Annotated in this window: 21 protein-coding genes and 1 pseudogene; 16 read left to right on the top strand and 6 right to left on the bottom strand. The window is 68.6% G+C overall.

The window, feature by feature from the left end; genetic code table 11:
- Position 1: 1 nt before the first annotated feature.
- Together ACQ66R_RS23570 and ACQ66R_RS23575 are read right to left on the bottom strand one after the other, a co-directional pair.
- On the bottom strand, positions 2–850 hold the full coding sequence (locus ACQ66R_RS23570; RefSeq protein WP_430426121.1) for a hypothetical protein: 849 nt from the start codon (positions 848–850) through the stop codon (positions 2–4).
- A 33-nt stretch (positions 851–883) separates the two neighbouring features.
- Positions 884–3,337 carry an NAD(P)-binding domain-containing protein gene (locus tag ACQ66R_RS23575; protein ID WP_430426122.1) on the bottom strand — a complete coding sequence of 818 codons (2,454 nt, stop codon included), beginning with the start codon at positions 3,335–3,337 and terminating at the stop codon, positions 884–886.
- 146 nt (positions 3,338–3,483) lie between these two features.
- Here ACQ66R_RS23575 and ACQ66R_RS23580 point away from each other — a divergent pair, with 146 nt between their 5' ends.
- The 8 genes from ACQ66R_RS23580 to ACQ66R_RS23615 all read left to right on the top strand — a co-directional run bounded on the left by ACQ66R_RS23580 (position 3,484) and on the right by ACQ66R_RS23615 (position 11,142).
- Positions 3,484–5,454, top strand: a complete 1,971-nt coding sequence (locus ACQ66R_RS23580) for a heme lyase CcmF/NrfE family subunit (protein WP_430426123.1) — start codon at positions 3,484–3,486, stop codon at positions 5,452–5,454.
- On the top strand, positions 5,451–5,993 hold the full coding sequence (locus tag ACQ66R_RS23585) for a DsbE family thiol:disulfide interchange protein (protein WP_430426125.1): 543 nt from the start codon (positions 5,451–5,453) through the stop codon (positions 5,991–5,993). Before ACQ66R_RS23580 ends, ACQ66R_RS23585 begins: the two co-directional genes overlap by 4 nt.
- Positions 5,990–6,457: a cytochrome c-type biogenesis protein gene (locus ACQ66R_RS23590; RefSeq protein WP_430426127.1), complete on the top strand. Its 468-nt coding sequence runs from the start codon at positions 5,990–5,992 to the stop codon at positions 6,455–6,457. Before ACQ66R_RS23585 ends, ACQ66R_RS23590 begins: the two co-directional genes overlap by 4 nt.
- Entirely contained in the window at positions 6,457–7,677 is a 1,221-nt protein-coding gene (gene ccmI / locus ACQ66R_RS23595; protein WP_430426129.1) for a c-type cytochrome biogenesis protein CcmI, read from the top strand. The genes ACQ66R_RS23590 and ccmI overlap by 1 nt, the downstream gene beginning before the upstream one ends.
- Positions 7,677–8,819: an ATP-binding protein gene (locus ACQ66R_RS23600; protein WP_430426131.1), complete on the top strand. Its 1,143-nt coding sequence runs from the start codon at positions 7,677–7,679 to the stop codon at positions 8,817–8,819. The genes ccmI and ACQ66R_RS23600 overlap by 1 nt, the downstream gene beginning before the upstream one ends.
- 70 nt (positions 8,820–8,889) lie before the next feature.
- Complete coding sequence (gene phoU / locus ACQ66R_RS23605; RefSeq protein WP_430426133.1) at positions 8,890–9,588, top strand: phosphate signaling complex protein PhoU; 699 nt, start codon at positions 8,890–8,892, stop codon at positions 9,586–9,588.
- Positions 9,585–10,274, top strand: coding sequence for a phosphate regulon transcriptional regulator PhoB (gene phoB, locus ACQ66R_RS23610; protein WP_430426135.1), 690 nt, complete (start codon positions 9,585–9,587; stop codon positions 10,272–10,274). The genes phoU (ACQ66R_RS23605) and phoB overlap by 4 nt, the downstream gene beginning before the upstream one ends.
- A gap of 61 nt (positions 10,275–10,335) precedes the next feature.
- Positions 10,336–11,142 carry a UDP-2,3-diacylglucosamine diphosphatase gene (locus ACQ66R_RS23615; protein ID WP_430426137.1) on the top strand — a complete coding sequence of 269 codons (807 nt, stop codon included), beginning with the start codon at positions 10,336–10,338 and terminating at the stop codon, positions 11,140–11,142.
- 252 nt (positions 11,143–11,394) lie between these two features.
- Here the strand turns inward: ACQ66R_RS23615 and ACQ66R_RS23620 are convergent, their stop codons facing one another.
- Complete coding sequence (locus ACQ66R_RS23620; RefSeq protein ID WP_430426139.1) at positions 11,395–12,984, bottom strand: porin; 1,590 nt, start codon at positions 12,982–12,984, stop codon at positions 11,395–11,397.
- 226 nt (positions 12,985–13,210) lie between these two features.
- On the opposite strand from ACQ66R_RS23620, the gene pstS (ACQ66R_RS23625) reads away from it, so the two are divergent.
- From pstS (ACQ66R_RS23625) to ACQ66R_RS23660, 8 genes are all read left to right on the top strand, one after another.
- Positions 13,211–14,248, top strand: a complete 1,038-nt coding sequence (gene pstS / locus ACQ66R_RS23625; RefSeq protein ID WP_430426140.1) for a phosphate ABC transporter substrate-binding protein PstS — start codon at positions 13,211–13,213, stop codon at positions 14,246–14,248.
- 131 nt (positions 14,249–14,379) lie between these two features.
- Positions 14,380–15,525 (top strand): serine hydrolase domain-containing protein, encoded by a 1,146-nt coding sequence (locus tag ACQ66R_RS23630; protein WP_430426142.1) that lies wholly within the window; start codon positions 14,380–14,382, stop codon positions 15,523–15,525.
- Between the two features lie 114 nt (positions 15,526–15,639).
- Positions 15,640–16,713: a phosphate ABC transporter substrate-binding protein PstS gene (gene pstS / locus ACQ66R_RS23635; protein ID WP_430426144.1), complete on the top strand. Its 1,074-nt coding sequence runs from the start codon at positions 15,640–15,642 to the stop codon at positions 16,711–16,713.
- A complete protein-coding gene (pstC, locus tag ACQ66R_RS23640) occupies positions 16,710–17,681 on the top strand; it encodes a phosphate ABC transporter permease subunit PstC (RefSeq protein ID WP_430426145.1) in 972 nt (323 codons plus the stop codon). Before pstS (ACQ66R_RS23635) ends, pstC begins: the two co-directional genes overlap by 4 nt.
- Positions 17,678–18,529 carry a phosphate ABC transporter permease PstA gene (gene pstA, locus ACQ66R_RS23645; protein WP_430426147.1) on the top strand — a complete coding sequence of 284 codons (852 nt, stop codon included), beginning with the start codon at positions 17,678–17,680 and terminating at the stop codon, positions 18,527–18,529. The genes pstC and pstA overlap by 4 nt, the downstream gene beginning before the upstream one ends.
- Positions 18,526–19,335 carry a phosphate ABC transporter ATP-binding protein PstB gene (pstB, locus tag ACQ66R_RS23650; RefSeq protein WP_430426149.1) on the top strand — a complete coding sequence of 270 codons (810 nt, stop codon included), beginning with the start codon at positions 18,526–18,528 and terminating at the stop codon, positions 19,333–19,335. Before pstA ends, pstB begins: the two co-directional genes overlap by 4 nt.
- Before the next feature lie 11 nt (positions 19,336–19,346).
- Complete coding sequence (gene phoU / locus ACQ66R_RS23655; protein WP_430426151.1) at positions 19,347–20,015, top strand: phosphate signaling complex protein PhoU; 669 nt, start codon at positions 19,347–19,349, stop codon at positions 20,013–20,015.
- A 134-nt stretch (positions 20,016–20,149) separates the two neighbouring features.
- A complete protein-coding gene (locus ACQ66R_RS23660) occupies positions 20,150–21,325 on the top strand; it encodes an FAD-dependent oxidoreductase (RefSeq protein WP_430426153.1) in 1,176 nt (391 codons plus the stop codon).
- Positions 21,326–21,442: 117 nt separating this feature from the next.
- Here ACQ66R_RS23660 and ACQ66R_RS23665 read toward each other — a convergent pair whose 3' ends face one another.
- The 3 genes and pseudogenes from ACQ66R_RS23665 to ACQ66R_RS23675 all read right to left on the bottom strand — a co-directional run.
- A complete protein-coding gene (locus ACQ66R_RS23665; protein ID WP_430426155.1) occupies positions 21,443–22,432 on the bottom strand; it encodes a transglutaminase family protein in 990 nt (329 codons plus the stop codon).
- Positions 22,433–22,444: 12 nt separating this feature from the next.
- Positions 22,445–23,392, bottom strand: coding sequence for an alpha-E domain-containing protein (locus ACQ66R_RS23670; protein WP_430426157.1), 948 nt, complete (start codon positions 23,390–23,392; stop codon positions 22,445–22,447).
- Positions 23,393–23,464: 72 nt separating this feature from the next.
- Positions 23,465–23,638 (bottom strand): annotated as a pseudogene (locus ACQ66R_RS23675) (circularly permuted type 2 ATP-grasp protein); the annotation flags it as partial.

Here is a 23,638-nt window from a genome sequence, read left to right on the forward strand (position 1 = left end):
GTCACCAGTACGCAAAGACGCTGACGATATGCGCCAGGAGCGCCGCCAGCAGGGCGAAAGTGGCCGGTATGTGCACGAACAGCCACGCTTCGAGGAGGGCGGTGATGCCCATCTGCCGGCGGGCCAGCGCGAGCGCATCGGCCTTCTGTGTCATCAGACCCTCGATCTTGGTCAGGGCCTCGGCCTGAACCGCGCTGCCGGGCGAGGGCAGGGCGCGCAGCTGCTGTAGCGCGCGGCGATTGGCGCAATCGCCATAGCTGCCGGTCAGGCGTTTCCAGAAGCCGCCGCCCAGGTCGGTCTGCTCGATCGAGAGCCTCACGATGGCGGCGCCGTTCCGGTCGAGCGGCTGGGCCGCTTCGTGCATCTGGGCGTCGAGGCTGGCCAGCGCGTCGAGCATCTGCTTGCGCGTGGTCTCGCCCCGGTTGCCATGCAGGCGCTGGGGCAGGGTGGCGTAGGCCCAGACGCCCAGGGCGCCCGAGGCGATCACCAGCATCATCAGCGCATAGGCCAGGGTGTGGACGTTCCAGCCGAACTGGAAGCCCGTATGCAGCGTCGCCAGCACGGTCAGCGACAGACCCAGATAGACGTGGGCCGAGACCCAGGCCTTCAAGGAATAGTGGCCCTGGGTGATGACCCGCTTCCGGACGCCCAGGCAGGCCAGCCAGACGATGAGGCCCACGCTGGCCGTGCCCAGCAGATAGCCCAGCCAGCTGCCGCCGCTGGGCGGTTCGGCCAGCCGCATCGCGACGAAGAAATAGACGCCCGTCGCCACGACGCAGAGGCCCGTGGCGATCTGCGCCCAGCGAAAGCCCTTGTGACGCAGGAACCCTTCATGGGTCCGCTGCCTCACGCGCTCGGTATGCCCCCCAACCTGCGTCACGGCCTATCCGGTCTTCTCGAGGCGCGCCACCGACAGGAAGGCGTCGGGCGTGACCCGGATCGCAGCTCCTGTCGGACAGGCCCGGACGCAGGCCGGACCGCCGGCTTTGCCCGAACACATGTCGCACTTGATGGCGAGTTTCGGCGATTCGCCGCCCTCGGCCTTCGCGGCTTTCTTGCGCCATTCATACGACGGTTGGCCAGGGCCGGGGCCCTTGCCGAACAGCATCCATTCCCAGAGCGGCGGCTTTTTGGGCGGCGGCTTGTCCATCTGGATCACGCCGTAAGGGCAGGCCCGCTGGCAGTTCCCGCAGCCGATGCAGGTCTCGTTGATGAAGACCTCGCCGTCGGGGCCCCGCCGGATGGCGTTGGGCGGGCAGTCGCTCATGCAGTGCGGGTGCTCGCAGTGGCGGCACGACGTCGGCACGTGGATGTTGGCGAAGGTGGTGCCGGCCTCGCGGTTCAGGCGGCTCAGTCCGTCGTGACTGTCGGCGCAGGCCTTTTCGCAGTTGTCGCAGCCGACGCACAGGCTCTCGTCGATCAGCAGCACGTCGGTGGCTTCGCCGATCCCCTGCTTGATCAGGAAGTTGGCCACCGAGGAGTACATGTCGACGGCGCCGCCGAACTCGTCCTTCTGTTCCTCGATGAAGGCGTTGATCTCGCGCCGGGCCCGCATCTCGTCGGTCATGCGCTTGGCAAGTTCCGGCTTGCGCACGAGCAGCTTGCGGAACGGATCGGCGGGCAGCTTCACCACCGTCGAGCGGATGGCGGCCTTCACCGTGGCGACGCGCGGGGCGCGCTCGATCATGGCCATCTCGCCCGAGTACGACCCGGCCGGCACGTACGACATGAAGACCGGCTTTCCGCCCAGGTCCTTCTCCACAATCATCGAGCCGGAACGGATGATGTAGAGGTCGTCCGAGATATCGCCTTCCTTGATGATGGCTTCGCCCGGCTTCACCTCGATGACTTCCGAGCCCGCCAGCACCTCCTGGATGTCGGCGGGCGTGAGGCCAGACTTGAAGATCTGCAGCACCTGGCGCTCGGTGGTGATGCGGTTCACCGTTTCGCGAGCCTGCGGCACCTGGCTCATCAGCTTCAGGGCCGCCATACGCGGGATTTCGACGCAGATGGTGGGCTCGGCCGCCCGGATCGTGGCGCCGCGCTTGCGGCCCGAGATCAGGCCCACCTCGCCGAAGATCGAGCTCTTGCCGATCGGCACAGTGATCTTGGCGTTGTTGGGATCGACCTCGACGTTCACCGATCCTTCGGCGATGCCGAACAGGGACGACCCGGGCTCGTTCCGCACGAAGACGGGGTCGCCGGCCTTGTAGGCGCGCACGGTCGAGTCGAGCAGGAACTCCCGCATCTGCAGGGGCGACAGCCCGTTCAGGATCTCGACGTTGCTGCGCAGGAACTCGAGCCACTCGGACACCGAGCGCTTGCCGGGCAGGCCCTTGAGCTTCTCGACCAGCAGCGGTTCGTCGGCGGGTTCCAGGTTGGTGTTGCCGCTGATGAACTCGACCACGTCGTAGCCCTGGTTCATGCAGTGCTTGATCAGCGGATAGCCGGCCAGGGCGCCGATCACGTAGATCCCGGGCTTGCTGGTGCTCTCGAACGTTGGCGTCAGCGTCGGGAAGGCCGTGCGGTCGGGGCTGGAGAACTCCACGCCGGCGGCTTCGACGAAGGCGCGAGGCGGCGCGGCGCCCATCCGGGCGATGATTCGGTCGCACTTGAGCCGCGACTGGCCCTGAGGCGTATCGACGGTGATCCAGCCCGGCTCGACCAAGGCGGTGTTGGTCTCGGTCAGCACGCTGATCCGACCGGCGTCGCGCGCGGCCAACAGGCCGTCGACATTCGGCTTCTTGGCGGTGGGGAAGTCGGCGCCGCGGTTCACCAGGGTGACGGTGTTGTTCTGCCCGGCGTCTGCGATTAGGCCCATCGCGTTCTCGATGCCGGCGTCGCCGCCGCCGATGACGAAGATATGCTCGTCGGTGTACTCGCCCGGATCGTCCAGCTGGTACTGAATGTGGGGGAGGTTGCCCCCTTCACACCGCATCAGGTTCGGATTGCCCTGGGTGCCAACGGCCAGAACGATGTTCTCGGCCTTGATCGGGTCGCCCTTCTTGAGCTGGATCGTGAAGTCGCCCTTGTCGCCGGTGATGGCCGCGACTTCGGCGTTGAACTTCACGTTCACCCCGGCGGCCTTGGTGTCGGCGTTCCACTGGTCGAGGATCTTCTCGCGCTTGCCGGCGTCGAACTCGCACTCGGCGCGCAGCACCAGCACGGACGGCGTCGCCATCACGTGCTTGCCCTTCTGGTAGCGGTAGATGGTGTCCGAGAGGTGGTCGGTCTTCTCGAGAAGGATGTGCGAGATGCCCTTCTTCGCCGCGCGCGCAGCCGCGCTCATGCCGGCAGGACCGGATCCAATGATCGCGATCTTATACGTTTCCGACATAGCCCCAACGCCCCCAGTACCCTGGCCGGTCAACCCCCCGGCCTCGCCGCACCTTGCGCCTTCCCGACTCTCCCTGGCGCTATAACATTTCCGATCTTCACCGAACGCGCTACCACGCGCTCACGTCTCAGGGGAGCACAAAGTCCATGTCGGCGGAAGTCGGACAGTTCGCGCTGATTCTCGCGCTGCTGCTCGCGCTCGTCCAGTCTGTAGCGCCGCTCGTAGGCGCACAACGGGGCGACGGCGTGCTGATGGCGCTGGGTCGGCAGGCTGCGCTGCTGCAGGGAATTTTTGTCGCCCTGGCGTTCGGGTGCCTCGCGTATGCGTACCTGACTTGCGATTTTTCGGTCGCGCTGGTGGCTCAGCACAGCCACACGACCCAGCCGGTCGCCTACCGATTCGCCGCCACCTGGGGCAGCCACGAGGGCTCGATGCTGCTGTGGGTGCTCATTCTGGCCATCTACGGCGGCGGCGTCGCTTTCTTCGGCGGCACGCTTCGCGAAACGCTTCAGGCGCGCGTTCTGGGCGTCCAGGGCGTTCTGGGCGTGGCGTTTCTGGGGTTCCTGATCTTCACCTCGAATCCGTTCCTGCGGATTTCGCCGGCGCCGATCGAGGGGACCGAGCTCAATCCGCTGCTGCAGGACCCGGGTCTCGTGCTGCACCCGCCGCTGCTCTACCTCGGCTACGTGGGCTTCTCGGTGTCGTTCTGCTTCGCGGTGGCGGCGCTGATGGAGGGCCGCGTGGACGCGGCCTGGGCCCGTTGGGTGCGTCCTTGGGTGCTGGCTGCCTGGATTCCGCTCACCGCTGGCATCACTTTAGGCAGCGGGTGGGCATATTATGAGTTGGGCTGGGGCGGCTGGTGGTTCTGGGACCCGGTCGAGAACGCCTCGCTGATGCCCTGGCTGCTGGGTACGGCCCTGCTGCACTCGGCCCTCGTGCTGGAGCGGCGCGGGGCCCTGGTCAGCTGGACCATCCTGCTGGCGATTCTCACGTTCTCGCTCAGCCTCGTGGGCACCTTCCTGGTCCGTTCGGGCATCCTGACCAGCGTGCACGCCTTCGCGGTCGATCCGCAGCGCGGCGTCTTCATCCTGGGCATCCTGGCGGTGACCACCGGGGCGTCGCTCGCCCTCTACGCCTGGCGCGCGCCGTCGATTCGGGCCGGGGCCCTGTTCCAGCCGCTCTCGAGGGAGGGGGGCATCACGCTCAACAACCTGTTCCTGACGGTGCTGACCGCCACGGTGTTCCTGGGCACGTTCAGCCCGGTGTTCATCGAGATGATCAACGGCGACAAGATCTCGGTCGGGCCGCCGTACTACGCCCTGACCTTCGCGCCGCTGGCGATTCCGCTGCTGTTCCTTGTGGTCTTCGGCCCGATGCTGAACTGGAAGCGTGACGAGGTTCGCAAGACCGCCGGGCGACTGAAGGTCCCGGCCATCATCGCCGGCGTCGTGCTGGTCGCGGCGCTGCCGTTCGGCGGGCTCAAGGGCGTGCTGACCGCAGGGGCGCTGGCGCTCTCGGCCTGGCTCCTGGTCGGGTCGGCGACGATCCTGGGGCGCCGCTGGTGGGCCGGCCGCGCCCATCTGGGCCGCTCGATCCGAACGACCCCGCGGGCGCTGGTGGGCCTGACCGTCGCGCACGCGGGACTGGGCCTTCTCACCCTGGGAATCACCGGCACCACGTCATGGGACTCGGACAAGGTGCTGAACATGCGCCCGGGCCAGTCGGTCGAGTTTGCCGGCCGGACGCTGACCATGACCAACTATGAAATGGTCCAGGGCCCGAACTACGAGGCGCGGCAGGCGCGCTTCACGGTGAAGGGGCCCACCGGGACCTACAACCTGCGCAGCGAGAAGCGCTGGCATCCTTCGGCCCAGAGCCAGACCACCGAGGCCGGCATCCACGTGACGCCGCTGGGCAACCTCTACGTTTCGGTGGGCGAGGAGTCCGAACAGGGCGTCGTCGTGCGCCTTTGGGATCATCCGCTGATCGTCTGGATCTGGATCGGCGGCTTCGTGATGTCGATCGGCGGGGCGATCTCGCTCAGCGACCGCCGCCTGCGCGTCGGCGCCGCCCTCAAGCTGCCTGTTCCCGCGTCCCAACCCATCCCGGCCGAATGAAGCGTCTTCTGTTCATCCTCCCCGTCGTGGGCTTCGTGGCTCTGCTGGCGGTGTTCTTCCTGGGCCTGGGCCGTGACCCTCGGGCGCTGCCGACGGCGTTCCTGGACAAGCCGCTGCCCGCCTTCACCGTCGGCCCGGTCCGGCCCGGCGACACGGCCGGATTGTCGAACACCGACTTCGGCAAGGGCGAGCCCATGCTGCTGAACGTGTTCGCCTCGTGGTGCGGACCCTGCCGGGTCGAGCACCCGGTGCTGATGCGGCTCAAGAGCGAGGGCGTGATCATCCACGGCCTCGACTGGAAGGAGCGCTCGCCGGGCGCCGGCTTCCGCTGGCTAAGCCAGAACGGCGACCCCTACGTCCGCGTCGGCGACGATCCGACCGGGCGCACCGGTATCGAATTCGGCGTGGCCGGCGTGCCAGAGACCTTTGTCATCGATAAGCAGGGTCGCGTCCGCTATCGCCACGTGGGGGCGGTGACCCCTGAGGTCTGGGAAGAGAAGCTCGCGCCCCTGATGGCCAAGCTGCGGAGCGAATCGTGAAGCGCCTTCTGCCCATCGTCGCGGCCCTGGCGCTGCTGGCCGGCCCGGCCGCGGCGGTGAATCCGGATGAACAGCTTGCCGATCCCAAGCTGGAGGCCCGCGCTCTCAAGCTCAGCCAGGAGCTGCGCTGCGTCGTCTGCCAGAACCAGTCGATCGACGATTCCGACGCCGAGCTGGCGCGCGACCTGCGCCTGATTCTGCGCGAGCGGATTGCGGCGGGCGACACCGACGCGCAAGCGATGGATCATATCGTGGCCCGCTACGGCAGCTTCGTGCAGTTGCGGCCGCCGCTGCGGCTGGACACCGTGCTGCTCTGGTTCGGGCCGCTGCTGGTGCTGGTGCTGGGCGGGATCGGGGCTGCGGTGTATGTCCGCGGCCGCTCGCCGACCGCCGCGGCGGGCGCGCTCAACGCCGACGAAGAGGCCGAACTGGCCAGAATGCTGGATGGAGACAAGGTGGGCTGATGCTTTGGATTGTGCTCACCCTGATGATGGTGCTCGCGGCCGTGGGGCTGACGGTGCCGTTGGTCCGCCGGTACGACGCGGCGCGCGCGGCGCGTTCGGATACAGTCGGCGTGCTCAAGGCCCAGCTGGGCGAGATCGAGGCCCAGGCCGCGACCGGCGCGATCGCCGAGCCTGAGGCCGAGGCGCTGAAGACCGATCTCAAGCGTCGCCTGCTGGCCGAGGGCCGGCGCGACGATGACGCCCCTGCGCGGCCGCTGTCCGAGCGGACGCTGCTGTACGTCGCCCTGGGCGTGGTGGCCGTGGTGACGCTGGCGGGGACCGGCCTCTACCTGAAGATCGGCCGGCCCGACGTCCCGGCCGCGCCTGCGCTGAAGAACGGCGCCGAGGGTGCGGCCGCGCTCGCCGGCGGCGGCGATCATCCGCAGGGCGAAGTGAACGCCATGATCGCCCAGCTCGAGGCGCAGATGCAGCGCGAGCCGGGCAACGCCGAAGGCTGGCGCATGCTGGGCTGGTCTTACCTGCAGACCGGCCGCAACGCCGAGGCCGCGCAGGCCTATGGCCGGGCCGTGCAACTTGCGCCCGACAACGGCGACTATCTGTCGGCTCAGGGCGAGGCCACGGTCCTGGCCGCCGACGGCCAGGTGACGCCGGCGGCCCAGGAGATCTTCCGCCGCACGCTCGCGGTCCAGCCTGATGATCCGCGCGCCCGCTACTTCCTGGCGGTGGCCAAGGATCAGGCCGGCGACCGCGACGGCGCCATGAACGACTGGATCGCGCTGGTGAAGTCCGCGCCGCCCGACGCGCCGTGGGCCGCCGACGTGCGCGCGTTCGTCGAGCGGGTCGCCGCCGAGCGCGGCGTGGACCTGAAGGGCCGCCTGCCCCCCGCGCCGGCGATGGCACAGGCCCCGGCCATGGGGCCGCCGATGGGCGGGGCCCCGCGCGGGCCCACGCAACAGCAGATGGCCGACGCTCAGAAGATGAGTGCGGGTGATCGCCAGGCGATGATCGAGGGCATGGTCTCGGGCTTGGCCCAGCGCCTGAAGCAGAACCCCAAGGACCGCGCCGGCTGGGAGCAACTGCTGCGCGCCCGCATGGTGCTGGGACAATCCAGCCAGGCGGCGGCGGACTATCGCACGGCCCGCCAGGCGTTCTCTGGCTCGCCGGGCGACCAGCAGGCGCTGCGGGAGGCGGCCCTGCAGCTTGGCGTTCCGGTGGGCTGATGCCGAACTCCGCCGAACGGGTCGGGCCCGGCGAAGCCGCCGAGATGATCCTTGAGCTCCTGCCGGAGCCGGTGATCCTGGTTCAGGGCGGCGAGGAGGATGCGCCCGAGATCGCCTATGGAAACCAGGCCGCCCGCGAGGTTTTCCGCATCGAGCTGGCGGGCGCCCCCTTGGGCGCGGCGCTGCGCCGGCCCGAGGTGCTGGAGGCCATCGAGGAGGCGTTGGCGACGTCGAAGCCGGCCGAGGTGGCGTTCGAGACCATTGGCGTGCAGCCGCGCTTCTGGCGCGCCTTCGCCAAGCCGCTGGAACCGGAGGTGGGCGGCGCCCGGCGTCTGGTCGTGGTGCTGCGCGATGAGACGGATGCGCGACGCACCGAGCGCATGCGCGCCGACTTCCTGGCCAACGCCAGCCACGAGCTGCGCACGCCGCTCGCCTCGCTGGCCGGCTTCGTGGAGACCCTGCGCACGCACGCCAAGGACGACGCCGTCGCGCGTGAGAAATTCCTGGGCATCATGGCCCAGCAGGCCACGCGCATGGCCCGGCTGGTCGACGACCTGCTGTCGCTGAGCCGCATCGAGCTGAACGAGCACATCCCGCCGTCCGGCAAGGTCGACCTCACGCGCACGGTGCAGGACGTCTCGGACGCCATCCGGCCGCTGACCGAGGAGCGCGGCGTGACGGTCGCGATCACGGGCGGCGCGAATCTGGCCTCGGTCACAGGCGACCGTGACCAGCTGGTGCAGGTGATCCAGAACCTGGTGGACAACGCGGTGAAGTACACGCCTCGAGGCGGCCAGGTCACCGTGACGCTGGAAGCCGCCGCCTCCGGCGAGGCGGCCCGTCAGCCCAGTCGGCAGGGCGGCGTCGGCCTTTCGCTGCTCTCGCCCGATGGCGGGGAGGGGCAGGGTTATGTGGTTGTGCGCGTGAGCGACGCCGGCGCCGGCATTGCGCGTCAGCACCTGCCCCGCCTGTCCGAGCGCTTCTACCGCGTCGAGGGCCAGCGCAGCGGCGGCACCGGCCTGGGCCTGGCCATCGTCAAGCACGTGGTCAATCGCCACAGGGGCGGCCTTATCGTGGAGAGCGCCGAGGGGGAAGGCAGCACGTTCAGCGTCTATCTGCCGACCGCTCCGGGTTCCACATGAAGGGGACCGTGACAGTCACAGAAGTGTCGTAAGACCGCATTAGTTTGCGCCCGCATTCGAGGGGGCCTCAGTGACACGTTCCTACCAAGCCGAGCTGCGACAGCTGGTGGCCGAGGTGATCCGCATGGGCGGACTCGCCGAGGCCCAGGTGGTCGATGCCGTCGATGCTGTGGTCCGCCGCGACGTCGCCCTGGCTCAGGCCCTGATCGTCCGTGACCTGCGCCTCGACACGCTGCAGAGCGAGGTCGAGCGCCGGGCGCTGGCGCTGATCGCCGCCCACCAGCCGGGCGAGGCCGACCTGCGCCGCGCCATCTCGACCCTGAAGCTGGCCATGAACCTGGAGCGCTGCGGCGACCTGGCGCGCAACATCGCCAAGCGCAGCCTGGTGCTGTCGGCGGGCGAGCCGCTGCTCCCGTTGACCGGCGCGATCGAGCGGATGGGACGGCTGGTCTCGTCGCGCCTGCGCGCCGTCCTGGACGCCTACGCCGCCGGCGATGTCGAACCTGCCCTCGACGTCTGGCGCCGCGACGGGGAGGTGGACGAGCACTACGAAAGCCTGTTCCGCGAGCTCCTGGCCATGATGGCCGCCAGCGCCAATTCGGTGGCCGCCGGCGCGCACCTGCTGTTCGTCGCCAAGAACCTCGAACGGATCGGCGACCACGCCACGAACATCGCCGAAATCCTGCATTTCCAGATGACCGGCGAGGAGCTCGTGGGCGAACGGCCCAAGGTGAGCTTGCCAGAGGTTGAGCCGGAGAGCCGCCCGTGACCCCGTATGTACTGGTCGTTGAGGACGAGGACGCGCTGGCGACCCTGCTCGACTACAACCTCATGAAGGAAGGCTTCCGCGTGGAGCGCGCCGCCGACGGCGAGGAAGCTCTGCTGCGGGTCGCCGAGGAGCCGCCGGACCTCGTGATCCTGGACTGGATGCTGCCCAAGGTGTCGGGCGTCGAGGTCTGCCGTCAGCTGCGCGCCGGCGCCGAAACCCGCCGCACGCCCGTGCTGATGCTGACCGCCCGCGGCGAGGAAGCCGACAAGGTGCGCGGCCTGGACACCGGGGCCGACGACTACGTCGTGAAGCCCTTCGCCATGAGCGAGCTCGTGGCGCGCATCCGGGCGCTGCTGCGCCGGACCCGGCCCGAGCTGGTCGATGAGCGGCTGGAGTACGCTGATCTGCTGCTCGACCGCGGTCGCCACCGCGTCACCCGGGGCGGCAAGGACATCCACCTGGGCCCCACCGAATACCGGCTGCTGGACTTCCTGATGCAGCGGCCTGGCCGCGTGTTCAGCCGAGAGCGCCTGCTGGACGCCGTCTGGGGCGCCAACACCTATGTCGAGGTCCGCACCGTGGACGTCCACGTCGGTCGCCTGCGGAAGGCGCTGCGCCAGGAGGGCCAGCCCGACCTGATCCGCACCGTCCGCTCAGCCGGCTACGCCCTCGACACCGAGGGTTAGGCCGTCACCGCCCTGTCACGGACTCTGCCTATCCGCTGAAGCATCCGTTGGGGGCCTAGCGATGGATCACTCGCCCGCCGTGCGCTGCCGCACCGCGTTCATTTCGGACATCCACCTCGGCACCAAGGGCTGCCAGGCGGATCTCCTGCTCGAGTTCATCCGCGAACTGGAGTGCGAGACCCTCTACCTGGTGGGCGACATCGTCGACGGCTGGAAGATGAAGTCGGGGTGGTTCTGGCCGCAGGCCCACAATGACGTGGTCCAGAAGATCCTCCGCCTGGCCCGCAAGGGCGTGAAGGTGGTCTACGTCCCCGGCAACCACGACGACCGCATCCGAGACTTCTGCGGCGTGCACTTCGGGGGCGTGGTCGTCGCGCGCGACGCGATCCACGAGGCCGCCGACGGCCGGCGCTATCTGGTCACCCACGGCGACGAGTTCGACGGGGTGGTGCAGAACGCCAGGTGGCTCGCCTTCCTGGGCGACTGGAGCTACCGCGCGCTGCTGGCGCTCAACACCCACTTCAATCGCGCGCGCCGACTGCTGGGCCTCAACTACTGGAGCCTGTCGGCGTTCCTGAAGCACAAGGTGAAGGACGCCGTGGCCTTCATCGACCAGTTCGAGACCGCCATGGCCGACGAGGCCCGGCGGCGTGGCGTCAGCGGCGTCATCTGCGGCCACATCCACAAGGCGGAGATCCGCGACTTCGGCGACATCCGCTACCTGAATGACGGCGACTGGGTCGAGAGCTGCACGGCGATCGTGGAGGGCTTCGACGGCGAGTTCCGCATTATCGACTGGCTGCAGGCCCGCAAGGCGCTTGTCGCCCGGCCGCTCCAGCTCGTGGAAGGCGAAGCTCTCGCCGCGTAGGCGCGCAGCGCCCCAGTATTCAAGCCGCAGAGATCGCAGAGTACGCGGATCAATCGTGCGGTCCCTCTGCGTGGCTCCGCGGTCTCTGCGGTTCGAATAGACGGCGCTTCGCGCCCACAGCCTCACGAAAAAGAAGGCCGCGACCGGGGGGCGGTCGCGGCCGTGCGGCCTCGGGTGGCCGACGTGGAGAGATACGCGAGGGGTTACTGCGGGCGATTCTACCCGCCCGCCGTGTCAGCCCCGTGACGAATGTCAGAAGGTCACCTGAGCCCGCGCCGCGATGGCGTCGTACTCCTGGCCCGCCTGCGCGCCGGCAGCGGTCAGCCGGTCGATGTCCACGTGCTGGTAGTCCAGCATCAGGCGCATCGATGGGTTCAGATACCAGTTCGCGCCCAGGGACAGGATCTTCTGCTCGCCGCCGCGAATGCCGCCGACGGGGGTCGCCGCGCGATCCAGACCCTCGCGGTAGTTGAGGTCCAGCGTCGAGTAGCGCGCGGCCAGCTCGAACATGCCCCAGGTCCCGGCGGCGGGGTTGAAGCTGTAGCTCTGCCTGGGCGCGTCGAAGCGACCCTCGATCGGATTGTAGATTCGGGTTTCGCCCGTCAGCACCCACGAGCCCTGGACGTACCAGCCGCGGAAGTGAGGATTGGGGAGGGCGCTGTTGCGCCGCTCGATCTCGTAGCGGAACAGCTCGCCTTCCAGCAGGACGTTGCGGATCTGGATGGCCGCCTCGGCGCCGTAGACGGTGGCGTTGTCCGAGTCGATCGCGCCGGTGTCGATCAGGCGGTCGCCGGTTTCGCGCAACTCGGGCCGGTCGCGGATCTGGATCGGATAGCGCACGCCCGCGCCCGTCGGGCCGACGGCGTCGTTGGGCTGGTAGACGTGCTGGATGTTGCCGCCGAAGTGCGCTTGCCAGTCGACGCCGGAGTAGGGCGCGAGCGCCACGCGGCCGATCCAGGCGGTCTGTTCGTCGAACTGTTGCGTTCCGCCCAGCGTGTTGCCGGTGAAGGCCCCAGAGGCCAGCCAGCGCACCGCGATGCCGGTCTCGCTGCCGATCGCGTCGTTGGCCGACAGCTGGATGGCGGTGCGGCTGTCGCCGGCCGCCACGTTGCGCGCGGCTTCCGCCGGCGAGGGGCGCTCAAGCAGCGGCATCTGGCTGGTGGATGTGGCCGCCGCCAGGCCGATGTTCGGTTCGAAGGCTCCCACCTTGAGGCGGAAGGGCTTCAGCGCCGTGTAGGTCACCGAGGCTTCGTAGAGGCGGCCGGCCTCTTCCACGCCCGAACCGCCGAACTCGTAGACGAACGAATAGTCGAAGTCGCTGAACAGCCTGCCGTCGAAGCCGATGCGGGCGCGGCGGAAGTTGATGCCGTCGTTCAGGTCGCGGTTGGTGACCGTGGCCGGCAGGTTGTTGTCCTGGAAGTACTTCCCGGCGTCCATCATCAGGATGGCGCGGATGTTGGCGGTGAACCGTCCGTCCGTCGTCGCGAAGGTGGGCCGGCCGTTTGGCAGCGTGGTGGCGACCGCATTGGCCGCCGGCGGCAGCTGAAGCGTGGCGATCGCGGCGTTGGACGTCTCGGCCTGGGTCTTCATCTCCGCGAGCTGGGCGCCGAAGGCGTCCAATTGCTGCTGCATGGCGTTGAGCTGGGCGTTCGCCTGGCCGCCCGCCTGCAGCGCGTCCAACTGGGCCCGCATGGCGTCCAGCTGTTGCTGCATGGCCTGGAGCTTGGCGTCGCTGGGCGACGTCGGCGCGGCCATGGCGGCGGTTGAGACGCTGCAGAGCAGAATCCCGGCAAGGCTGGCGGACATCCACGCGGCGACGCCGCGCTTCCGGGAGCTGGGCATGTGAGAGACCTTTGTGGTGTCGCGCGTCCGGCGACCGTTTCGAGCGGGTCTCTAGGCTGCGTGTGCGACAGTTCGAAGACAGTTTGAACTCAAAACGATGACAGTTGCGGCCCGTCCCCCGCGTTCACCGAATTGACATGGGCATGTCACGCAAGCTTCGCACAGTCTCCGTAAACCCGCCCCGACAGGACGCGTTTCGCCGTCTATCGACCGAGGGCACAAGCCAATGTTCAAACGTTATCTGACCGCCATCGTCGCGGCTGCGTCGCTGGCCGGCGTTGGCTCGGCCCAGGCCGCCGACATTTCCGGGGCCGGCGCGACCTTCCCGGCGCCCGTCTACGCCAAGTGGGCCGAAACCTATCGCGCCCAGACCGGCAACCGCCTCAACTACCAGGCCATCGGTTCGGGCGGCGGCGTGCGCCAGATCACGGCCGGCACCGTGGACTTCGGCGCGACCGACAAGCCGCTGAAGCCCGACGACTTGGCCGCGGGCGGCTTCGTAATGTTCCCGACCGTCATCGGTGGCGTGGTTCCGGTGGTGAACCTGCCGGGCATCAAGTCGGGCCAGGTGAAGCTGACCGGCGCGCTGACCGCCGACATTTTCCGCGGTGTGGTCAAGAAGTGGAACGATCCGCTGATCGCCAAATTCAATCCGGGCGTGACGCTGCCGAACCTGCCGATCACGGTGGTGCACCGCTCGGACGGCTCGGGCACGACCTTCCTGTTCACCAGCTACCTGGCCATGAAGGCCCCGCGCTGGGCTTCGGAAGTGGGCGCCAACGACGCGGTGAAGTGGCCGACGGGCCTGGGCGGCAAGGGCAACGACGGCGTCGCGGCCTATGTGAAGCAGACCCCGGGCGCGATCGGCTACGTCGAGTACGCCTTCGCCAAGCAGAACAACCTCACTTACGCGCTGCTGCAGAACAAGGCCGGCAAGTACGTCGCCCCGGCGGCGGCGAACTTCCAGGCCGCGGCGGCCAACGCCAACTGGAAGGCGGCGCCCGGCTTCTACCTCCTGTTGCTGGACCAGCCGGGCGGCGAAGCCTGGCCGATCACCGGCGCCACGTTCATCCTGGTGAAGGCCAGGCAGGACGACGCCGCCAACGGCCGCGAGGTCCTCTCATTCTTCGACTGGGCCTACAAGAACGGCGACGGCGCGGCCGCTCAGCTCGACTACCTGCCGATGCCGGCGGCCGTGAAAGACCTGGTCCGCAAATCGTGGAGCAAGGTCACCGGCCCCGACGGCAAGCCCGTCTATCGCTAGTCCGCGCCCCACGCGGATAAGGTGAGAGAGGTCGGCGCTGGCAGGCGCCGGCCTCTTTGCGTTTCCGACTGGAGTCTGACGCAGCGGAAGCGGCTAGAGTGCCGCTCAACGACAAAACAGGGGAGGCGACCATGGCCGACGGTTCGGTTCAGGGCGTGACGCAGGACCGCTATGCGCAGGTCCGCGAGGTGTTCGAAGGCAGCCTGCGGAACGGCGATGACGTCGGCGCCTCGTTCTGCGCGACCGTCGAGGGCGAAACGGTGGTCGACCTCTGGGGCGGCTGGGCCGATCCCGGGAAGACGCGGCCCTGGACCTCCGACACCATCATCAACGTCTATTCGACGACCAAGACCATGTGCGCGCTCACGGCGCTGCTGGTGGCCGACCGCGGCGGCATCGATTTCGATGCGCCGGTCGCGACTTACTGGCCCGAGTTCGCGGCCAACGGGAAGGCCGGCGTGAAGGTCAGCCACCTGATGAGCCATTCGGCCGGCCTGTCGGGCTGGAAGGAGCCCATCACCACCGAGGATCTCTACGACTGGGAGAAGATGACCTCGCTGCTCGCCGCCCAGGCGCCGTTCTGGGAGCCGGGGTCCGCGCCGGGCTATCACGCCTTGACCCAGGGCTACCTGGTGGGCGAGGTGGTGCGTCGGGTGACGGGCAAGTCGCTGGGTACGGTCTTCCGCAAGGAGATCGCCGAGCCGCTGGGCGCCGATTTCTGGATCGGCCTGCCGGCCTCCGAGGATCATCGCGTCGCCGAGCTGATCCCGCCGCCGCCGGGCGGGGGCGTCGGCGACATGCGAAACCAGACCGAACTGCAGCGGAACATGTCGCTGAACCCCGGCATCGACGTCTCGGCGACGAACACGCGAGGCTGGCGCGGCGCCGAGATCCCGGCGGCCGGCGGCACGGGCAACGCCCGTTCGGTGGCCGAGATCCACACAATCCTGGCCAATGGCGGCGTCGCCAAGGGCAAGCGCTTCATGAGCGAGGCCGGCTGCCGCAAGGCGCTGGAGCTGCAGGTCGAGGGGCAGGACCTGATCCTGGCCAACCCCGCGCGCTTCGGCATGGGCTTCGGCCTGGCGGGCGGCGTGCTGCCGCTCCCCAACCCGAACACCATCTACTGGGGCGGCTACGGCGGGTCGCTGATCGTCATCGACATGGATGCCCGCACGACCTTCGGCTACGTCATGAACAAGATGCAGCCCACGACCCAGGGCGACATGCGCGGCCTGGGTCTGGCCATGGCGATGTGGACAGCGATGGGTGCGATCTGACGCCCTTCGAGCAAGGGCGGATCGGCGCGTCATCGAACTGTCGTAAAAGCTTCGTCGAACTGTCACGTCGCCCGCGTAGAGCCTCCGCAAGATCGCCCAGCCTGGAGGTGGCGTGTGTTCCGAAAGATCGTGATCGGTGTGGCGGCCTGTCTGGCCCTGACGGCCTGCGGCCAGAACCAGGAGGCGGACGGCAAGGGCCCTTCGGCGGGTGTTCAGATCGTGGGGGCGGGGGCGTCCTTCCCTGCGCCGCTCTACGCCAAGTGGGCCGAGGCTCAGAAGGCCGACACCGGCCTGACGCTGAACTACCAGGCCATCGGCTCGGGCGGCGGCATCAAGCAGATCAAGGCCAAGACCGTCGCCTTCGGCGCCAGTGACAAGCCGCTGAAGCCTGAGGATCTCGACGCCGACGGCCTGGCCCAGTTCCCGACCGTGATCGGCGGCGTGGTGCCGATTCTGAACCTCCCCGACCTGCAGCCCGGCCAGCTCAAGCTGACGGGCCCGGTTCTGGCCGACATCTTCCTGGGTAAGCTCAAGAAGTGGAACGACCCCGCCATCGCCGCGCTGAACCCCGGCGTGAAGCTGCCCAACCTGCCGATCACGGTGGTCCACCGGTCGGATGGCTCTGGGACCAGCTTCCTGTTCACCAGCTACCTGACCGCCGTCGCGCCCCAGTGGGCCTCGGTGGGCGCCAGCGACGCGGTGAAGTGGCCGACCGGGCAGGGCGGCAAGGGCAACGACGGCGTCTCGGGCTATGTGAAGCAGACGCCCGGCGCGATCGGCTATGTCGAGTACGCCTTCGCCAAGCAGAACGGCCTGCCGTACGCCAGCCTGCAGAACGCCGACGGCCAGTTCGTTGCCCCGACCGCCGAGGCCTTCGCGGCCGCCGCGGCCGGCGCCGACTGGACCAAGGCCCCGGGCTTCTACCAGCTCCTGATCAACCAGCCGGGCGCTGCCTCGTGGCCGATCACGGGCGCGACCTTCATCCTGGTCCACAAGTCGCAGTCGGACGCCGCCACCGGCAAGGCCGTCCTCAGCTTCTTCGACTGGGCCTACAACAAGGGCGACGCCGCCGCAGGTGAGCTCGCCTATGTGCCCCTGCCGCCGGCTCTGAAGGCGCAAGTCCGTGAAAGCTGGGCCACGATCGTCGGCCCGGACGGCAAGCCGGTCTACACTCCGGCGGCCCAATGACCTCAGCCGCCGACGTCTCGGCTGCAGACGTCCCGGCCCGGCCGCGCATCGCGCGCGGCACGGGTCTGGACCGCGCCTTCGAGATCCTCTGCTTCAGCGCCGCCACGTTCCTGCTGACGGCGCTGGGCGGGATCGTGATCTCGCTCGCCATCGGCGGCTGGCCGGCCTTCGAGGCCTTCGGGTTCGGCTTCTTCACGAGTGCGAACTGGGACCCCGTCCAGGAGATCTACGGCGCCGCAGGCGCGGTGACCGGCACGCTGGTGACCGCCACCCTGGCGCTTCTCTTCGCCCTGCCGCTTGCGTTCGGCATCGCGATCTTTCTGGTCGAGCTGTGTCCGCCGATCCTGCGCCGGACCATCGGCACCGCCGTCGAGCTGCTCGCCGGCATCCCGTCCATCGTCTACGGCATGTGGGGCCTGTTCGTCTTCGCCCCGTGGTTCGCCAAGCATGTTCAGATGCCGATCATGATGTCGGTCGAGCCGGGCTCATTCTGGGAGAAGATCACCGCGGGCGTGCCCAACGGCGCGGGCATCCTGTCGGCCTCGATCATCCTGGCGATCATGATCCTGCCGTTCATCGCGGCGACCACCCGTGAACTGCTTCTGACGATCCCGCCGCAGGTGCGTGAAAGCGCCTACGGCCTGGGCTCGACCACCTTCGAGGTGATCACCAAGGTCAGCCTGCCCTACATCCGCACCGGCGCCATCGGCGCGGTCATGCTGGGCCTGGGCCGCGCCCTGGGTGAGACCATGGCGGTCACCTTCATCATCGGCAATTCGCACGGCTTCCCGACCTCGATCTTCGCCTCGGGCTCGACCATCGCATCGACCATCGCCAACGAGTTCGCCGAAGCCACCGACCGGCTGCATTCGGCCTCGCTGATCGCTCTGGGTCTCGTCCTCTTCGTCATCACTTTTGCGGTCCTGGCGCTGGCCCGGCTGCTCATCGGACGCCAGGTGCACGCATGACCGTCGCGACCGGCCCGCGCCTGTCTCGGCGCATCAGCGAGGGCGTCTTCCTCGTCTTCTGCTGGATCGCCACCCTGGTGGCGGTCCTGGCCCTGGCGGCCATTCTCTGGTCGCTGCTCAGCCAGGGCATCGGCGGTCTGGACCTCAACATCTTCACCAAGTCGACGCCTGCGCCGGGCTCGGAGGGGGGGCTGCTCAACGCCATCCTGGGCTCGCTCATGATGTGCGCAGTGGCGATGGCGGCCGCCGTGATCGTGGGCGTGCTGGCCGGCACCTGGTTGTCGGAGTTCGCCCGCGACAGTTACTACGGCAAGGTCATTCGCTTCCTGAACGACGTGCTGCTTTCGGCGCCGTCGATCCTCGTGGGCCTGTTCGTCTATTACATCCTGGTTGCGCCGCTAAAGGGCTTCTCCGGCTTCGCCGGCGCCGTAGCCTTGGCGCTCATCGCCGCGCCCGTCATCACCCGGACTACGGAGGACGTGTTGCGCCTGCAGCCGGTGGCGCTGCGCGAAGCCAGCGTCGCTCTGGGGGCGCCGATGTGGCGGACCATCCTTGCGGTCATCTGGAAGGCGGCCCGCGCGGGGATGCTGACCGGCGCGCTCTTGGCATTCGCCCGCATCTCGGGCGAGACGGCGCCGCTGCTGTTCACGGCGCTGAACAACCAGTTCCTCAGTCTTGACCTCACCAAGCCCACGGCCAACTTGCCGGTGGTGATCTTCAATTTCGCCCTTTCGGCCTACGACGACTGGCGGCGCCTGGCTTGGGCCGGCGCCATGCTGATCGCAGCCACCGTGCTGACGGTGACCGTCGTGGCCCGCATCCTCGCCCGGGAGCCCAACCGCTCATGAACGTCCAGGTGGAAACCCCGCAGGAGACTGCGGTCCTCGAGCTGCCGGCCGAGACGGTGAAGCTGCAGATCAAGGATCTGAACTTCTTCTACGGCCAGAAGCAGAGCCTGTTCGACGTGTCGGTGTCGTTTGCCGCCAACGCGGTGACCGCCCTGATCGGCCCCTCGGGCTGCGGCAAGTCCACCCTGCTGCGCACGCTGAACAGGATGTACAGCCTGTATCCGGGCCAGAAGGCGACGGGCCAGGTGCTGTTGGACGGCGTCGACGTCCTGGGCCCCCGCGTCGACGTGGCGGCCCTGCGCGCCCGGATCGGCATGGTGTTTCAGAAGCCGACGCCGTTCCCGATGTCGATCTTCGACAACGTCGCCTATGGCGTGCGTCTGTATGAGCCGATGTCCAAGCCGGATCTGGCCGTGCGTGTCGAAGAAAGCCTGCGCCGCGCCGCGCTCTGGGACGAGGTGAAGGACAAGCTCAAGGAGAGCGGCCTGTCGCTCTCGGGCGGCCAGCAGCAGCGCCTGTGCGTCGCGCGCGGCATCGCGGTGCGGCCCGAGATACTGTTGCTGGACGAGCCGGCCTCGGCGCTGGATCCGATCTCGACGGCGCGTCTCGAAGAGACCATCGCCGAGCTGAAGCGCGACTACACGATCGTGATCGTCACCCACAACATGGGCCAGGCGGCGCGTCTCTCGGACCACACCGGCTTCATGTACCTGGGCAAGCTGATCGAGTTCGGCGAGACCGAACAGCTCTTCACCAGCCCGGTCACCACCCGGGCCCGCGACTACATCACCGGCCGGTTCGGCTAGGAGCGTCCCCGATGGATCATACTCTCAAGTCGGTCGACACGGGGCTGGGCGCGCTCTCTCACAGCGTGGCCGCGATGGGCGACCTGGCGGTGGCGCAGGTGCGCGCCGCCATCGACGTCTTCGTCCGCCATGACCTGGCCGACGCCGCCAAGGTGGTCCGCGCCGACGATGCGGTGGACCTGCAGGACGCCGAGATCGAGAAGAACGCGATCCGGTTCATCGCGCTGCACCAGCCGATGGCGGACGACCTGCGCCGGCCCATCGCGGCCATGAAGATCGCCATGCAGCTCGAGCGCTGCGGCGACCTGGCCAAGAACATCGGCAAGCGGGTCGGGCGCATGGGCGCGGCCGCGCCGGAAGGCAAGGTCGAGCTGATCGCCGACCTGGGCCATCTGGCGGCCGAGCGACTGGCGGCGGTGGTCAACGCCTATCGCGCCGAAGACGCCCAGGGCGCCTACAATGTCTGGCTCAAGGACACCGAGATCGACGAGCGCCACGACGGCGTACTGCGCGAGATCGTGGCCGGCATGGTGGCGGATCCGGCCGCGGTGGAGGACTCCACGCATCTGCTGTTCATCGCCAAGAACCTGGAGCGGATCGGCGACCACGCCACCAACGTGGCCGAACTGGTCTACTACCAGATCACCGGCTCGGACCTCACTGAGCGGCCCAAGCTCTAATCGCCCAATTCGAACGTCTCGGAATCGAGCAGGCGCGTTTGCATGCGCCTCATTCCGCATCGGGGGAATCGCGAGCCCTTCGGCCGGGGCGAGACGGCTTGCCTTGTGCGTCCGCATAGCTCGACAGTCGGCCCATGGAATCTCTATCCCGCGCCGACCGTCGGCTTTTCCTCCAACGCTCGGCGGCGATCGGCGGCCTGGGCCTGCTGGGAGGCTGCGCGACGGCCGGGCAGGGCGCGCCGGCCGCGCCGGGCTTCCGGGCGCCGCCCCTGCTGGCGCCGATCGACGCCAAGGCCGACCGGATCATGGGCGTCACCGTCTGCCTCCGGCCATTCCGCGCAGCCGGCCCCCGCATGGACGCGGAGACGGTTGGCGACAAGCTGGTCGTGCACAACTACGGCCACGGCGGCTCGGGCTGGTCGCTGGGCTGGGGCTCGGCGCTGATCGCCGTGAAGACGGCGCTCGCCGGCGGTGAACGGGACATCGCCGTGATCGGCTGCGGCGCGCTGGGCCTGACCGCCGCCACCGTGGCCCAGCGGGCCGGGGCGCGGGTCACGATCTATGCCAAGGAACGCCTGCCCGACGCCCGCTCGGCCCGCGCCACGGGGGTCTGGTCGCCCGACAGCCGCATCGCCCTGGCGGGGTCGGTGGATGCTGCGTTCCCCGCGCTCTGGGAGGACATGGCGCGCAAGTCGTTCCGCATTCACCAGCAGTACCTGGGTCTGGCCGATGCGCCGGTGGAATGGACCACCCGCTACATGATCTCGGATACGCCTCCGGCCCAGGCCCCTGATCCGATGGGGTTCGCCCACTATGGCAGTCGGGTCGGTGACCTGACCCCGCGCCCCATCACCGTGGAGGCGGGGCAGCATCCGTTTGCCGCGCCGTACGTACGGCGCGCGACCTTCCCGATGTTCAACCTCGCCGCTTACGGCCACACGCTGATGAACGACTTCCTCATCGGTGGGGGCCGGTTCGAGCTGATGGAGTTCCAGACGCCGGCCCAGCTGTCGGCGCTGAAGCAGAAGGTGGTGATCAACTGCACCGGCTACGGCGCCCGCGCGCTCTGGAGGGATGAGAGTATCGTCCCGGTGCGGGGGCAGATCGCCTGGCTGATCCCGCAGCCCGAGGTGAACTACGGGGTGACGTACAAGGGGGTGGCGACGGTCGGCCGTCGGGACGGCATCGGGGTGCAGGTGACCGGGCCGGATGAGTCGTACGGCTTCAACGACGCCAACGAGGCGCCCGATCGCGTCGAGGCCGAAACCGCGGTCGCCACGATCGCGACCCTGTTCCAGAAGCAAAGCTGACCTATATTGGCCCCGCTGCGGCGGGCTACGACGGCCGACCGGCGCGCCCATTCCGGGCCCCGTTGAGGACGGTGGGTCAGAGCGTCATCGCAAGAGCGCTCTCCCGCCGCAGCGCCCCTACTGCTGTTGCTGCTGCATCTGGTGAAGGCGCTGCTGGTGCTGTGCGGCGCCCTGGACCCGGCGGTTCGCCTGGCCGCCGCCGCGCGACATCGCTGACACCCGCAGGAATTCGGGCTCGCTGATCGCGGCGCGCGCCTTGCGCACCGTGACGCCCACTGCGAGCTGGCTGTCGGCCTCGCCCTTGTAGACGCCGCGTGACGGCGGCACGTCGGAGTAGTCGCGGCCCACCGCGCAGGCCACGTGGCGCTCGGTGGCGGGCGTGTTGTTGGTGGGGTCGAAGCCGATCCAGCGCAGGCTGGGCAGGAACACCTCGACCCAGGCGTGGGTCGCGTCGGGGTCCGAGCGGTCGCCATGCTTGCGGTCGGTGAAGAGGTAGCCCGACACATAGCGCGCCGGGATGCCCCAGGACCGGCAGATGGCGATCATCACATGGGCGAAGTCCTGGCAGACGCCCTTCCGGGCCTTCAGCACATCGTCGATCGGACTGTCGGCCCGCGTCACGCCGGCCTCGTAGCCGAAGCTGTCGTAGATGGTCTGGTTCAGGGCTTTCAGGGCCGACAGCGGATCGCGACCGCGCAGGCCGTCGATATCGTGGTCGGCCATGTACTTGTGCAGCGCTTCGCTCTCGCGCGCGAAGCCGTGGGGGCGCAGGAAGTCGAAGCACTCGCCCCGCAGGAAGTCCGAGCGCAGCCGGTCCCACTCGCCCTGGTCCAGGTTCTCGGGCACGGGCGTGGGCGCCTGGGTTTCCACCGCCGCACGGGCGGTGATGCTGAGCTTGTCGTGCGGATGCGGCACATCGAAGTGGTAGACGGCGTTGCCGAAGCTGTCGGCGTAGCTGAACACCTGCGCCGCCGGCTCCAGGTCCAGGTCGAAGCTCACCAACCGCTGCCGGATGCTCTTCTGCGGCTGCATCCACAGCTCCATGACGCTCTCGCGCACGGGGACGGCGTAGCGGTACTGGGTGACGTGGCGGATCTCGAGAAGCACGCTGCGATATCCTTAGGCCGGGAGCCGGTCTTCGAGGGAGTAGGCGACGAAGGCGTCGTAGAGGCTGCGGTGGATCGCGGCGCACTCGTCCAGGACGTTCTTGAGGAAGACGCTGGCGCCCTGCACCTCGATCTCGTCCAGGTCGGCATACTGCAGGCGGGCCCGCAGGCGGCCCGCCAGGCGATCGGGGCCGACGCTGCCGGCCATGCCCGCGTGGCGGATGATCGCCGAAAGGTGCGACTCGATCTCCTGGGTGCAGAAGCGGATCGAGCGGGGAAAGTCCTCATCCAGCAGCAGGAACTGCAGGATGTAGCGAGGCTGCATCTCGGCCGTGTAGACCCGCAGATAGGGCTCCAGCGCGCAGCCCATCCGCAACACGCTGGTCAGCGCGAAGTGGTCGCCCACCGGGCGGCGGCGGCGGCCCTCGCCGAACACCACTTCCAGCAACGAGCCGATCAGCTGGGCGCGCTCGAGATAGACGCCCAGCAGCAGGAAGCTCCAGCCCTCGCCGTGGCTCATGGTGGCGTCGCCGGCGCCCTTGAACAGGTGCAGGTCGGCGATCGTGTCATGAAGGAAGAGCTGGCTGCCCTCGGCGAACGACTTGCCCGCATCGGGGTCGGTCATGCGCAGGTAGATGAGGTTGAGCCGCTCCCAGGTCTCGGTGGTGATCTGGTCGCGCACCTGCCGCGCGTTCTCGCGAGCCCGCGAAATCGACGAGATGATCGAGCCGTCGTCGTCCTTGTCCAGCGCCAGCGCCAGCGCGGCGTCGTAGGGCGTCTTGGCCTTGGCCACGTCAGGGTCGCCCACCGCCGAAAGGGCGATGCGCGCCACCTGCGAGGCCGCCTCCGAACGGTCCAGCGTCGCCGAGAGCATCACGTCTGAGAGCCGGCACATGTGCTCGGCCCGCTCCACATAGCGCCCGATCCAGTACAGGCTGTCCGCCACCCGAGCGAGCATCATGCTCGCTCTCCTTCAAGAACAGGCTTGGCGAGCATCATGCTCGCTCTCCTTCAACAAAAGACTTGGCGAGCATCATGACCGGTCACCCTTGCCGTCTGAGAGCACCCAGGTGTCCTTCGAGCCGCCGCCCTGGCTGGAGTTGACCACCAGCGATCCCTTTTTCAGCGCCACGCGGGTCAGCGCGCCCGGCGTCACCACGATCTTCTCGCCCGAGAGGATGAACGGCCGCAGGTCGACGTGCCGGGC

Source organism: Phenylobacterium sp. (assembly GCF_965284355.1).
Lineage (GTDB): Bacteria > Pseudomonadota > Alphaproteobacteria > Caulobacterales > Caulobacteraceae > Phenylobacterium.

What these genes read in the sequence shown, in the direction of transcription:
- ACQ66R_RS23580 (WP_430426123.1), top strand. Translation starts at nt 3,484, where the DNA reads ATGTCGGCGGAAGTCGGACAGTTCGCGCTGATTCTCGCGCTGCTGCTC.
- ACQ66R_RS23620 (WP_430426139.1), bottom strand. Translation starts at nt 12,984, where the DNA reads ATGCCCAGCTCCCGGAAGCGCGGCGTCGCCGCGTGGATGTCCGCCAGC.
- ACQ66R_RS23670 (WP_430426157.1), bottom strand. Translation starts at nt 23,392, where the DNA reads ATGATGCTCGCTCGGGTGGCGGACAGCCTGTACTGGATCGGGCGCTAT.
- pstC (WP_430426145.1), top strand. Translation starts at nt 16,710, where the DNA reads ATGACCTCAGCCGCCGACGTCTCGGCTGCAGACGTCCCGGCCCGGCCG.
- pstA (WP_430426147.1), top strand. Translation starts at nt 17,678, where the DNA reads ATGACCGTCGCGACCGGCCCGCGCCTGTCTCGGCGCATCAGCGAGGGC.
- pstS (WP_430426140.1), top strand. Translation starts at nt 13,211, where the DNA reads ATGTTCAAACGTTATCTGACCGCCATCGTCGCGGCTGCGTCGCTGGCC.
- pstB (WP_430426149.1), top strand. Translation starts at nt 18,526, where the DNA reads ATGAACGTCCAGGTGGAAACCCCGCAGGAGACTGCGGTCCTCGAGCTG.
- ACQ66R_RS23660 (WP_430426153.1), top strand. Translation starts at nt 20,150, where the DNA reads ATGGAATCTCTATCCCGCGCCGACCGTCGGCTTTTCCTCCAACGCTCG.
- ccmI (WP_430426129.1), top strand. Translation starts at nt 6,457, where the DNA reads ATGCTTTGGATTGTGCTCACCCTGATGATGGTGCTCGCGGCCGTGGGG.
- ACQ66R_RS23600 (WP_430426131.1), top strand. Translation starts at nt 7,677, where the DNA reads ATGCCGAACTCCGCCGAACGGGTCGGGCCCGGCGAAGCCGCCGAGATG.
- phoU (WP_430426151.1), top strand. Translation starts at nt 19,347, where the DNA reads ATGGATCATACTCTCAAGTCGGTCGACACGGGGCTGGGCGCGCTCTCT.
- ACQ66R_RS23585 (WP_430426125.1), top strand. Translation starts at nt 5,451, where the DNA reads ATGAAGCGTCTTCTGTTCATCCTCCCCGTCGTGGGCTTCGTGGCTCTG.
- ACQ66R_RS23630 (WP_430426142.1), top strand. Translation starts at nt 14,380, where the DNA reads ATGGCCGACGGTTCGGTTCAGGGCGTGACGCAGGACCGCTATGCGCAG.
- ACQ66R_RS23575 (WP_430426122.1), bottom strand. Translation starts at nt 3,337, where the DNA reads ATGTCGGAAACGTATAAGATCGCGATCATTGGATCCGGTCCTGCCGGC.
- ACQ66R_RS23615 (WP_430426137.1), top strand. Translation starts at nt 10,336, where the DNA reads ATGGATCACTCGCCCGCCGTGCGCTGCCGCACCGCGTTCATTTCGGAC.